Source organism: Vibrio sp. 10N.222.54.A3 (assembly GCF_041474095.1).
Classification (GTDB): domain Bacteria; phylum Pseudomonadota; class Gammaproteobacteria; order Enterobacterales; family Vibrionaceae; genus Vibrio; species Vibrio crassostreae_C.
In genome coordinates this window covers 77,528-88,945 of the sequence record NZ_JBFRTN010000025.1, presented here as the reverse complement: position 1 = coordinate 88,945, position 11,418 = coordinate 77,528, and the positions used below count along the sequence as shown (strand labels likewise).

At 45.7% G+C, this 11,418-nt stretch carries 11 protein-coding genes; 4 read left to right on the top strand and 7 right to left on the bottom strand.

All coding sequences use genetic code 11. From position 1 onward, the window contains the following. Positions 1-49: 49 nt before the first annotated feature. Positions 50-1,357: an anaerobic C4-dicarboxylate transporter gene (locus AB4507_RS07985; protein WP_372182498.1), complete on the bottom strand. Its 1,308-nt coding sequence runs from the start codon at positions 1,355-1,357 to the stop codon at positions 50-52. 180 nt (positions 1,358-1,537) lie between these two features. After that, on the bottom strand, positions 1,538-2,989 hold the full coding sequence (gene aspA / locus AB4507_RS07980) for an aspartate ammonia-lyase (protein ID WP_019821539.1): 1,452 nt from the start codon (positions 2,987-2,989) through the stop codon (positions 1,538-1,540). A 284-nt stretch (positions 2,990-3,273) separates the two neighbouring features. On the opposite strand from aspA, the gene AB4507_RS07975 reads away from it, so the two are divergent. Then, positions 3,274-3,798: an FxsA family protein gene (locus AB4507_RS07975; RefSeq protein WP_012604974.1), complete on the top strand. Its 525-nt coding sequence runs from the start codon at positions 3,274-3,276 to the stop codon at positions 3,796-3,798. A 196-nt stretch (positions 3,799-3,994) separates the two neighbouring features. On the opposite strand, the gene trmL is transcribed toward AB4507_RS07975, so the two are convergent. From trmL to AB4507_RS07955, 4 genes are all read right to left on the bottom strand, one after another. Beyond that, complete coding sequence (trmL, locus tag AB4507_RS07970; RefSeq protein WP_009844716.1) at positions 3,995-4,474, bottom strand: tRNA (uridine(34)/cytosine(34)/5-carboxymethylaminomethyluridine(34)-2'-O)-methyltransferase TrmL; 480 nt, start codon at positions 4,472-4,474, stop codon at positions 3,995-3,997. Positions 4,475-4,551: 77 nt separating this feature from the next. Continuing rightward, complete coding sequence (locus AB4507_RS07965) at positions 4,552-5,169, bottom strand: superoxide dismutase (protein ID WP_372150140.1); 618 nt, start codon at positions 5,167-5,169, stop codon at positions 4,552-4,554. A gap of 76 nt (positions 5,170-5,245) precedes the next feature. Beyond that, a complete protein-coding gene (gene cpxA, locus AB4507_RS07960) occupies positions 5,246-6,625 on the bottom strand; it encodes an envelope stress sensor histidine kinase CpxA (RefSeq protein ID WP_372150138.1) in 1,380 nt (459 codons plus the stop codon). Continuing rightward, positions 6,625-7,314 carry a response regulator gene (locus AB4507_RS07955; protein WP_017061163.1) on the bottom strand — a complete coding sequence of 230 codons (690 nt, stop codon included), beginning with the start codon at positions 7,312-7,314 and terminating at the stop codon, positions 6,625-6,627. Before AB4507_RS07955 ends, cpxA begins: the two co-directional genes overlap by 1 nt. A 180-nt stretch (positions 7,315-7,494) precedes the next feature. Between AB4507_RS07955 and AB4507_RS07950 the strand changes: the two genes are divergently transcribed. From AB4507_RS07950 to pfkA, 3 genes are all read left to right on the top strand, one after another. Then, the gene (locus AB4507_RS07950) at positions 7,495-8,004 is read left to right on the top strand and encodes a CpxP family protein (protein WP_017061162.1); all 510 of its coding nucleotides are present in this window, start codon (positions 7,495-7,497) and stop codon (positions 8,002-8,004) included. 164 nt (positions 8,005-8,168) lie between these two features. Next, on the top strand, positions 8,169-9,077 hold the full coding sequence (gene fieF / locus AB4507_RS07945; RefSeq protein ID WP_372182497.1) for a CDF family cation-efflux transporter FieF: 909 nt from the start codon (positions 8,169-8,171) through the stop codon (positions 9,075-9,077). 317 nt (positions 9,078-9,394) lie between these two features. Further along, positions 9,395-10,357, top strand: a complete 963-nt coding sequence (gene pfkA / locus AB4507_RS07940; RefSeq protein ID WP_017061160.1) for a 6-phosphofructokinase — start codon at positions 9,395-9,397, stop codon at positions 10,355-10,357. A 150-nt stretch (positions 10,358-10,507) separates the two neighbouring features. Here pfkA and tpiA read toward each other — a convergent pair whose 3' ends face one another. Next, complete coding sequence (gene tpiA / locus AB4507_RS07935) at positions 10,508-11,278, bottom strand: triose-phosphate isomerase (RefSeq protein ID WP_017061158.1); 771 nt, start codon at positions 11,276-11,278, stop codon at positions 10,508-10,510. Between the last annotated feature and the right edge of the window lie 140 nt (positions 11,279-11,418).

Here is an 11,418-nt window from a genome sequence, read left to right as displayed (position 1 = left end):
AAAAAAGGAAGCCGAAGCTTCCTTTTAAATGTTCAATCACCAGCGAATGTTAGATAAACAGACCGCCGAATGCGAAGCCTAGTGCTACCGCAGTACTGATTGTTACCACACCTGGAGTGAAGAATGGGTGGTTGAATACGTAGTTACCGATACGCGTTGAGCCTGTATCATCCATCTCAACCGCTGCCAGTAGCGTAGGATAAGTTGGAAGTACGAACAGCGCACTTACCGCAGCAAAAGAAGCAACGGCTGTTAGTGGTGCTACGCCAATCGCTAGTGCTGCAGGCATCAGTGCAACCGTTGTTGCGCCTTGAGAGTAAAGCAGCATAGAAGCGAAGAACAGAACAAGAGCCAGCATCCATGGGTAGTCAGCCAGTAGAGCGCCTGCTACGTCTTTGATTTCAGCTACGTGTGCGTTTACAAATGTTGAACCTAACCAAGCCACACCAAGTACACATACACATGCCGTCATACCAGAGCGGAACGTTGGCGCAGAAGAAATCTTCGCCGCATCAATCTTAGTGAACATCACGATAGCCGCTGCTGCTGCCAGCATCACAGACATGATCGCTTCGTTACGGCCCAGAGCTGGGTTTTCAATTAGGCCAACAGAGCTAGAGATAGCCGCTGCGTAACAAACCACGAAACCAATCGCTGCTAGGAAGATGTACGTTGCTTTCTTCGCTGTAGGTAGAATTTCGCGTTTCTCTTCTGTCGCCAGTTTGATTAGGCCTTTCTCTAGACGCTCTTGGTAAACAGGATCGTCTTTAAGTTCGCTACCCATGTAGTTAGCAACAACTGCACCCACCATACAAGCGATGAAGGTTGTTGGGATACAAACCATCAATAGCGTTAGGTAATCAACACCAAATGGTGCCAGCATTGCTGCAAAAGCCACAACTGCAGCCGAGATTGGCGAAGCGGTGATAGCAATTTGAGAAGCGACAACTGCGATAGACAGTGGACGAGAAGGACGAACGCCTTGGCCTTTCGCTACTTCTGCAATAACAGGAAGCGTAGAGAATGCTGTGTGACCAGTACCCGCCATTAATGTCATTACAAAGGTCACAATCGGCGCGTAAAAGGTGATGCGTTCAGGGTGTTTACGCAAAAAGTTTTCGGCAATTTGTACCAACCAGTCCATACCGCCAGCAACCTGCATTGCAGCAATTGCGGTGATAACTGACATGATGATCAAGATTACGTCGATCGGGATGAAAGATTGGCTTGTTGGAACGCCAAGAATAAGTGAAAGGGCAATAACACCAGCACCACCGGCAAAACCAATACCGATACCGCCAATTCTGGCCCCCAAAAAGATAAAGAGCAGGACGACAAACAGTTCTACTGCAATCATAAGTAACACCTCATTTAGATTTTATTATGTGAACATTCGCCGCTGGAATGTTCACATAATAGTTCTATGGTTTAGATTCAATTTGGCAAAAGCGCAACCAACGGAAATCCACAAAATAATCATGGTTAACCGTATTGGGGCCTAAAAAAGGGCTCCGTTTGGAGCCCTTTCTCGCTAACTTTATTCGTAGCGCTTCGCTTTATACTGAGGATGCATCAAATTTTCAACAGAGAAAATGTCATCAAGTTCTTCTTCGGTTAATAAACCGCGCTCTAGAACCACATCACGCACGCTCTTACCTGTCTCAGCACAGATCTTACCAACAATGTCACCCTCGTGGTGGCCAATGTATGGGTTTAGATAAGTAACGATACCGATAGAGTTAAATACGTGAGATTCACACACTTCTTTGTTTACAGTAATGCCGTCTACACACTTGTCGCGTAGGTTCACACAAGCGTTTGTTAGGATGTCTAGAGACTCAAACATGCTTTGTGCAATAACGGGTTCCATTACGTTCAGTTGCAGTTGACCACCTTCTGCAGCGAAAGAAACCGTGTTGTCGTTACCTAGAACTTTAAAGCAAACTTGGTTTACTACTTCTGGCACAACTGGGTTTACTTTAGCAGGCATGATTGAAGAACCGGCTTGCAGTTCAGGTAGGTTTAGCTCGTTCAGACCAGTACGAGGGCCAGAAGAAAGCAGACGCAAATCGTTACAAATTTTAGACAGTTTCACAGCTAGACGCTTAAGTGCGCCGTGCGTCATTACGTATGCGCCACAGTCAGATGTTGCTTCGATTAAATCTTCAGCCGCTACACACTCTAGGCCTGTTACTTCTGCTAGGTGTTTAACTGCTAGGCCTTGATAGCCCGGTGCTGCGTTCAGACCTGTACCGATAGCCGTTGCGCCTAGGTTTACTTCAAGCAGTAGTTTTGAAGTGTATTCTAGGTTTTTGATTTCTTCATTGATGGTTACAGCCCAAGCGTGGAACTCTTGGCCAACCGTCATTGGAACTGCGTCTTGAAGCTGAGTACGACCCATCTTCAAAATCGTGTTGAATTCTTGGCTCTTAAGCTCGAATGCGCCTTTTAGGTATTCGATCGCATCAATCAGTTTACGAACGCTGTTGTAAACAGAGATACGGAAGCCAGTTGGGTAAGCACAGTTTGTAGATTGGCTGCGGTTTACATGGTCGTTCGGGTTGATGAACTCGTATTGGCCTTTTTCTTTGCCCATAAGTTCAAGAGCCACGTTCGCAACAACTTCGTTTGCGTTCATGTTTACAGAAGTACCAGCACCACCTTGGAAAACGTCCGATGGGAACTGATCCATGCACTTACCCGTGTCTAGAATTAGGTCACAAGCTTGGATGATGTATTTAGCCACTTCGCTTGGAATTACACCTAACTCTTTGTTTGCTAAAGCCGCTGCTTTCTTAGTCATCACCATACCGCGAACGAATTCAGGTACATCTGAGATCGTTACATTTGAGATGTTGAAGTTTTCAACTGCGCGTAGAGTGTGGATGCCGTAGTAAGCATCAGCCGGAACATGACGTTGACCTAATAGATCTTCTTCGAGACGAGTAGCTTGAGGAGCTTCAACTTGAGCTTCTGATTGAGTAGCCATAACAGGATCCTTAGAGAATTATTCTGATTATATAGTTAGTTATTAGCCTATTCTGTGTGCAAATACTCCGTTCGCTAGAATATTGGGCTGATAAATCCGTCCTGACTTATGTGGCACATGATACTGTACTTAGCGCATAAAAATATTAAGTGGATCACCTTTTTCGGTTTTGTTTCGTCAATATTTTGCAAAGTTATTCTTGGTCAATAAACACGCTTATTTACAGGATAAATTTGAGATTGTTAGGGCTTTCAGCGTAAACTGCAAGTAACAAAGGAGGGCGTGTGTTTCCTATCTTATTATTACTATTTATCTTCGTACCCATCATTGAGATTGGGCTATTTATTCAAGTTGGTGGCTTCTTAGGATTGTGGCCAACTATTGCGTTGGTTTTGATCACTGCATTTGTGGGTGCATCGCTGGTTCGTAGCCAAGGCATTCAGACACTTATGTCTGTGCAAGGTCGCTTGCAACAAGGCGAAATGCCAGCACAACAGATTCTTGAAGGCGTGATGCTTGCAGTTGCCGGTGTATTGCTGCTGACTCCGGGTTTTATGACGGACGCACTCGGTATGTTGGTATTATTGCCAGCACCAAGAGCGATGATTGCCAAGAAAATGATGGAAAAAATGGTGGTGACCAACATGTCTGGTGGTTTCCATGCCGGTGGACAAGCTGGTTTTGGCCAGAGCCCATTTGGACAAGACCCATTCAATCGCGATCCATCTGACCAATCAAAAGACGGCAACACCTTTGAAGGTGAGTTTGAGAAGAAAGACGACGACAACGATCGTAACCGCTTAAACTAATTAATTTTTTCTCTCTTTATAAAGAGGGAAAACAGAAAAGGCTCTTACCTTTATCCTTCGCAAGAAAGTGATAATGGTAAGAGCCTTTTTTATTGTCTGTCGCTAGCTGTTACTTACTGTTTACTATCGATAACAGATAACAGATAACAGATAACAGATAACAGATAACAGATAAAAGATAAGCTTGAGTGTTCGGTTATACCGCGCCTTCAAAACCCATTTGTCGCCATGCTTCAAAAGCAATGATTGCCACTGCGTTAGACAGGTTCAGGCTGCGCGCGTCTGGCATCATTGGAATACGAATGCGTTGTTCCATTGGCATACTTTCGATGAATTCAGCAGGCAGCCCGCGAGTCTCTGGGCCAAACATCAACACATCACCTTGTTGGAATTTTGCATCAACGTGGTGACCTGTCGTTTTAGTGGTGCAGGCAAAGATGCGGAAGTCACCCTCGCGTTCATTCTCAAGATACTCAAGGAAAGCTTCTAGGTTCTTGTGACGCTTAACTCGCGCAAGGTCGTGGTAATCCAAGCCAGCACGACGAACCTTCTTCTCTTCAAAATCAAAGCCAAGCGGTTCAATCAGGTGCAGGTTTGCGCCGCAGTTAGCACATAGGCGGATGATGTTACCCGTATTGGGTGCAATTTCTGGTTCGTATAGAGCGATATCAAACATGTTGGTTCACAAGAGTAATCAAAGATAGCCCGAGTATACGGTGGCAAGCTGAGTGAGTACAGTTCACCACCATTCGCTTACGCTTTATTCGCGAGTGCTTGTGCGTAGTTTTCAGCAACCGCCTTCCAATTCACCACATTCCACCATGCGTTGATGTAATCAGGACGACGGTTTTGGTAGCTGATGTAGTAGGCGTGTTCCCAAACATCGAGCGCAAGAATCGGTTCGCCATCACTGACAACGGTATCCATCCACGGATTATCTTGGTTCGAGGTTGAGATGATCTTCAGTTGCCCTTGCTCTACCACTAGCCAAGCAAAGCCGGAGCCAAAGGTATTGATCGCCGCTTGGGCGAACTGATCTTGGAATGTCTCGAAATCACCGAAGGTACTCTTGATAGCCTCACCAAGCTCGCCCGTAGGTTCACCACCGCCGTCTCGCGACATGCAGTTCCAGTACAAGATATGGTTGTAGTAGCCGCCACCATTGTTGCGCACGGCAGGGCTGTGCTGTGAGATATTAGCGAAGATCTCAGTCAGAGATTGCTGTTCTAGTTCGCTGCCAGACACCGCCGCAACAAACTTATCGTAGTAGGTTCTATGGTGCTTGCTGTAATGCACTTCCATCGTTTTAGCATCAATGTAAGGTTCTAGGGCATCGTAAGCGTAGGGTAGTTCAGGGAAAGTGTGCGACATGGTAAATCCTCCATAATTAGAGGATTCACCATAATGATAATAGCAATCATTATCAACTGCGATCTTTGTAGGGGTATTACACCGGTAAGATAGGCAGGGTGATTTCGAGTTGTAATCCACCGAGCTGGCTGCGGGTTGCGGTGATGGTTCCGCTGTGTTGGCGAATCGCACTTTCAGTAATGGTTAATCCAAGCCCTGTGCCGCCAGAGTTTCTGTCACGCGCTGTTGAGACACGGTAAAAAGGTCTGAAGATAGAATCGAGTTCATCCTCTGGAACACCATCACCATTATCATTGACGCAAATTGTTAGCTGATCTTGAACCACATGGAACTGTACATCCACTTGGTCTTTACCGTAGTAGATGGCATTGCGTGTAATGTTGTCTAGCGCACTCATCAGCAGTTTAGGGTTCCCCGAAATAGAGCGTTCTGGGATCTCCGAGAACGTCAGTTGTTTGCCCATCTGTTCGGCTTCAAACTCTGCGTCTTTTAAGATCTCTTCCCATAGGCTCGAGATAGGCTGAACCTCACGAGTAATATGGCTGTCGACCTGCATACGAGATAGCGTCAGCAGCTCACTGATCATCTGTTCCAAACGCTGTGCTTCGGTATCAATGCGTTCTAACTCTTGGCTCTCGCCTTGTTTACGAATTGCCAGTGCATTGGCCATGCGAAGACGTGTCAGTGGCGAGCGGAGCTCGTGTGAGATATCAGAGAGCAGGCGTTGTTGCCCCGAAATCATCTGGTTTACCGCTTCTACCATCTGGTTAAAGCTTTCACCAGCTTGTCTGAACTCTGAAGTACCTTTTTCGAGTGTTGGATCGACCTCGAATTGACCTTTCGCCACGCGTTGTGCCGCGCGTTCTAGCCTGCGAGCGGGTTGACTCAGTGCCCAAGCTAACCAAAGTAATAGCGGGGTACTCGCCAACATCACGGCAAGCAATAGCTGCAGAGGTCTATCAAACAGGCGCAGTAAGAATGGCGGTGGTTGGTTCCACTTCACTCCGGCATACATCAGCAACTCTTCACCAGCGAGAGTAATTGGCACTGGCCCTGCGACCATGTAGTGTCCGTAGAGTTTTTGCTTCGGTATGTCAGGGTTATCAATCGAGGTAACAAAGTTACGAATCGCCTTTAGCTTATAGTCTGAATGCCTTTTCGAGGTAAGGACTGCGCCCTCAAGATCGGTCAGGTAGATGCGAGCTCTAGAATCCTTGCGGCTGCGTGGCGCCTCCAGTTGGAAGACAATCTTGCCCAGATTAGGTTCTTTGGCGTAGCGTTTCTCTGTGATTTTAGCGATACGCTCGAGTTTATCGAGGTGATCTGCGGGCACATCTCGCGCGACTCGAGGGTCTAAATGGGGAAGTGACAGCACCGACAAAAGCACCAGTAACATGGTGAACCAAAAGATAGCAAAGATACGTCCATATAAGCTGGTGATTTTAGGTATACGCATTAATCTTCCTCTACCAATAAGTAGCCACGGCCTCGTAAGGTTTTGATACGTGATTTGCCGTCAGTGCGCTCAGGAATCTTCTTACGTAGATTAGAGATGTGCATGTCTATCGCGCGGTCAAACGCTGCGAGCCTTTTACCCAGCACATCCAAACTCAATGCTTCTTTGGTGATCACTTGCCCTGGGTTTTGGATAAGGTGACTCAGTAGGGCGAACTCGGTTGTGGTGAGGTCGATGAGCTCCCCATTGCAGTAGGCTTCTTGTTTGCCCGGGAAGACTTCGATGTCTTGATATTGAACTCTATCACTGGCCGCCTTAGGTGCGGTGTTGGTTTGAGTACGACGCAAGATAGCTCGAATACGAGCTAACAACTCTCGGTCACTGAAAGGTTTAGGCAGGTAATCATCCGCGCCAAGTTCAAGACCAATCACACGGTCGATCTCTTCGCCTTTTGCGGTCAGCATCAGCACTGGTGTTTCCCAATTTTCTCTCAGTTTCTTTAGTGTTTCCATGCCATTAAGACGCGGCATCATCACATCCAAAAGAATCAGGTCAATCTCATCATTGATAGCTTCCAGCCCTGCATAGCCATCATTGGCTTCGGAAACAGTGAAGCCCTCAAAGCTCAGAATGTCTTTGAGTAAGCTGGTTAACTCGGTGTCGTCATCAATAAGAAGAATGTTCGCCATTGGGAAGCCTTAATTGGTTATTTACAGGTTAATAATACTGCTAATTATTCGTCAACTTTCACTCTTTACGATTCTTTACGCTTTCTAAACGTCACTTTACGAGGGAAAGACTAATCTATATCTAAGCGCTGAGAAACAGACGCAACACATGACTTATTATACCGAATTGAGGCAACAATTATGAAAATGACTAAGAAACTTGTACTAGCAGCTGCGGCACTTCCACTAATGTTAGGTACAGCAAGCGCGTTCGCATATGGCGGCGGCGATAAAGGCGACCACAAAGGCATGCACGGTAAATGTGGTGGCTTCGATAAGAAAGTGATGCGTCAACTAGACCTGACTGATGCACAAAAAACAGAATTGAAAGAGATGCGCGAAGCGAACCGCGCTGAGATGAAAGAAAAACACGCTGGCAATAAAGCCGATAAAATGGCGAAAATGAAAGCGCACCAAGAAAAAGTTCAAGCATTGGTACTGGCTGACAACTTTGACGAAGCAGCAGCAAACGACCTAGCAAGCCAAATGGTTGAGAAGCAAACTGAGCGTCGCGTAGCAATGCTTAAGAAGCAACACGAAATGATGAGCGTACTAACGGCTGAGCAAAAGACTCAACTGAAAGAAATCCAACAAGAGCGCATGACTAAGTGTGCTGACAAAATGGAAAAACGCATGAACAAAGACAAGTAATTCATTGCTTGAGAAATCAGCGTTGAATGAAAGTGTTTAGAAAGAAGCGGCCGAGTGTCGCTTTTTTTGATCCTTAAAAATGAATGTTTTACATCATGGCTGTCATATTCAATTGGTGGTTTGCAGGTTATACTTTGTGCTATCAGTCACTTTATAGCCAAGTTATGAAACAAGAATACGCACGTTTAGTTACGCTCGCCGCTTGGGCAGCCACAACCATCGCCACTATTTTATTGATAGTGAAAGTCGCAGCTTGGTGGGTGACAGGTTCCGTGAGTCTGCTGGCTTCCGTCGTGGATTCAATGCTGGATATCGCGGCCTCTGTCGTTAACCTTATCGTGGTTCGTTACTCTCTGCAGCCTGCCGACAAAGAGCACACCTTTGGTCATGGTAAGGCTGAATCTCTATCTGCATTAGCGCAGGCAATGTTTATTTCAGGCTCTGCATGTTTCCTTATTCTCAATGGTATTGAGCGCTTCTTCCGACCTCATGAACTGAATTCTCCAGAGATTGGTATCTATGTTAGCTTATTTGCGATGGTGATGACCTTCGGTTTGGTTCGATTCCAAAAGCATGTGGTCAACAAAACAGGCAGCCAAGCTATTGCGGCCGACTCTCTGCACTATCAATCAGACCTTTATATGAACGCCGCGATTATGCTGGCACTGGCATTGAGTTGGTTTGGGCTTGGCCAAGCGGACTCTGTATTTGCGGTGGGTATAGGTATCTACATTCTGTACAGCGCTTATCAAATGGCGATGGAAGCGGTTCAGTCTCTGCTTGATCATAAGCTGCCAGATGATGAGCTGAAACAGATTAAAGAGACATCATTGAGCGTGGAAGGCGTGTTGGGTGTGCATCAATTACGAACACGTCGTTCGGGGCCAATTCGCTTCATTCAACTGCATCTAGAATTGGAAGATAATATCCCACTTATTGAAGCGCATCGCATTTCTGACGAAGTAGAGGCTAAGCTTATCTCCGTGTTCCCTGATGCTGATGTATTAATTCACCAAGACCCGTATTCGGTGGTATTTGGACCAGAGAAGCAGCAGAAATTCCACTCGTGGTAATGCGTGCTAAAAATCAGCGGGCAAATGGTAAGTGGGTGGCTTTTGAACTAAAGTGAGTAAAAATTATTAACTGTTAGGTGATTCAAAAACCACCTTAGTAACAATTAATGTTGATTCTGATGTGAATCAACAAAGTTATTGAGTAAAACTGTAATACTCTTACAGAAGTAGAAATGTTACATAATTTTACGCGATTTGAGTGCTATTCCTGTTGAGGAAATGTAACATAACGCACAAATATAGATTTAAAATCTTGTTGATATACAATCAGCAAGAACAAGAATTGAATAATAGATTCCCAAAAATCGAGGGTGAGCATGATTAAGAAGATCGGTGTTTTGACCAGTGGTGGTGACGCTCCAGGTATGAACGCAGCAGTTCGCGGCGTTGTTCGTACTGCGTTATCAGTTGGCATTGAAGTTTACGGTATTTACGATGGCTACCAAGGCCTTGTTGAAGACCGTATCGAAAAGCTTGACCGTTCAAGCGTATCTGACGTGATCAACCGTGGTGGTACTTTCTTAGGTTCTGCACGTTTCCCTGAATTTAAAGACGTTGCTGTTCGTGAGAAAGGCATTGAGAACCTTAAGAAGCACGGTATCGAAGCACTTGTTGTTATCGGTGGTGACGGTTCTTACATGGGTGCTAAGAAGCTGACTGAAATGGGTTACCCATGTATCGGTCTTCCAGGCACAATCGATAACGATATCGCGGGTACTGACTACACAATCGGTTACCTAACAGCGCTTAACACTGTTATTGATTCAATTGACCGTCTACGTGACACGTCTTCTTCTCACCAACGTATTTCTATTGTTGAAATCATGGGCCGTCACTGTGGTGATCTTACGCTTATGTCAGCAATCGCGGGTGGTTGTGAGTACATCATTACTCCAGAGACTGGCCTAGATAAAGAACAGCTTATCAGCAACATCCAAGATGGCATTGCGAAAGGTAAGAAGCACGCAATCATCGCTCTAACTGAGCTAATGATGGATGCTAACGAACTGGCTAAAGAGATTGAATCTTCAACAGGTCGTGAAACTCGTGCAACGGTTCTTGGCCACATCCAACGTGGTGGTCGTCCTACTGCATTTGACCGTGTATTGGCTTCTCGCATGGGTAACTACGCTGTTCACCTTCTTCAAGAAGGTCACGGTGGTCGTTGTGTGGGTATCGAGAAAGAAGAACTTGTTCACCACGACATCATCGATTGTATCGAGAACATGCAGAACCCAGACCGTTCTGAGCTGTTCCGCGTTGCAGAAGAGTTGTTCTAAGCCACGCTTAGCGTTCGCTTAAAGAATTTAAAAACCGCTGATTGTTCAGCGGTTTTTTTGTGCCTGCCGTTTGAGGTTTCTGGAATGACAGGCAACAAAAAAGGCCAACCTAAGTTGACCTTTCATCTAATCTAAACGGTGAGGTTTAAATTAAGCTTTTGCTTCAGCTGCTGCTTTAGCGATAGCTGCGAAGCTTTTCGCGTCTAGAGCTGCGCCGCCAACTAGAGCACCGTCGATGTCTGGTTGTGCGAAGTAAGCTGCTGCGTTTTCTGGCTTAACAGAACCGCCGTATTGGATAACAACTTTCTTAGCAACTTCTTCAGATTTCTCTGCGATGTGTGCACGGATTTGAGCGTGGATGCGTTGTGCATCTTCAGCTGTAGCTGCTTTACCAGTACCGATAGCCCAGATTGGTTCGTAAGCGATGATAGCGCCTTCAAGAGCTTCAACACCTTGAGTGTTGATAACAGCGTCAAGTTGACGAGCACATACTGCAACAGTTTCGCCTGCTTCGTTTTGTGCTTCAGATTCACCGATACAAAGAACTGGAGTTAGGCCGTTCTCTTTTAGGAATGCGAATTTCTTAGCTACGAACTCATCTGATTCGTTGTGGTATTCACGACGCTCAGAGTGACCGATGATGATGTGAGATGCGCCGAACTCTTTAAGCATTGCTGGAGACATGTCGCCAGTGAATGCACCGCTGTTGTTTAGGTCAGAGTTTTGAGCACCTAGGATGATCGCGCTGCCCGCTTCAGTAAGCGTACGCTCTGCTAGATCAACGAAAAGTGCTGGTGGAGCAACTGCTACGTCTACGCCTGTTACGCCTTCAAGTTCAGCGTTAAGACCGTTTAGTAGATCAACAACCATTTCTTTGCTGCCGTTTAGTTTCCAGTTACCCATAACTACAGGATGACGCATAGGAATATCTCCAAAGTATTTAAATAAATCGAATGTAAAAAAGTAAACTTTATTACGAAATAATATAACAGATTAATATCAACAGATCATGACTGTGGTCATGACTTTCTTGGATCTTACTCAATGGTCAGAGTAGATTT

What these genes read in the sequence shown, in the direction of transcription:
- AB4507_RS07985 (WP_372182498.1), bottom strand. Translation starts at nt 1,357, where the DNA reads ATGATTGCAGTAGAACTGTTTGTCGTCCTGCTCTTTATCTTTTTGGGG.
- aspA (WP_019821539.1), bottom strand. Translation starts at nt 2,989, where the DNA reads ATGGCTACTCAATCAGAAGCTCAAGTTGAAGCTCCTCAAGCTACTCGT.
- trmL (WP_009844716.1), bottom strand. Translation starts at nt 4,474, where the DNA reads ATGTTTGATATCGCTCTATACGAACCAGAAATTGCACCCAATACGGGT.
- AB4507_RS07965 (WP_372150140.1), bottom strand. Translation starts at nt 5,169, where the DNA reads ATGTCGCACACTTTCCCTGAACTACCCTACGCTTACGATGCCCTAGAA.
- cpxA (WP_372150138.1), bottom strand. Translation starts at nt 6,625, where the DNA reads ATGCGTATACCTAAAATCACCAGCTTATATGGACGTATCTTTGCTATC.
- AB4507_RS07955 (WP_017061163.1), bottom strand. Translation starts at nt 7,314, where the DNA reads ATGGCGAACATTCTTCTTATTGATGACGACACCGAGTTAACCAGCTTA.
- AB4507_RS07950 (WP_017061162.1), top strand. Translation starts at nt 7,495, where the DNA reads ATGAAAATGACTAAGAAACTTGTACTAGCAGCTGCGGCACTTCCACTA.
- fieF (WP_372182497.1), top strand. Translation starts at nt 8,169, where the DNA reads ATGAAACAAGAATACGCACGTTTAGTTACGCTCGCCGCTTGGGCAGCC.
- pfkA (WP_017061160.1), top strand. Translation starts at nt 9,395, where the DNA reads ATGATTAAGAAGATCGGTGTTTTGACCAGTGGTGGTGACGCTCCAGGT.
- tpiA (WP_017061158.1), bottom strand. Translation starts at nt 11,278, where the DNA reads ATGCGTCATCCTGTAGTTATGGGTAACTGGAAACTAAACGGCAGCAAA.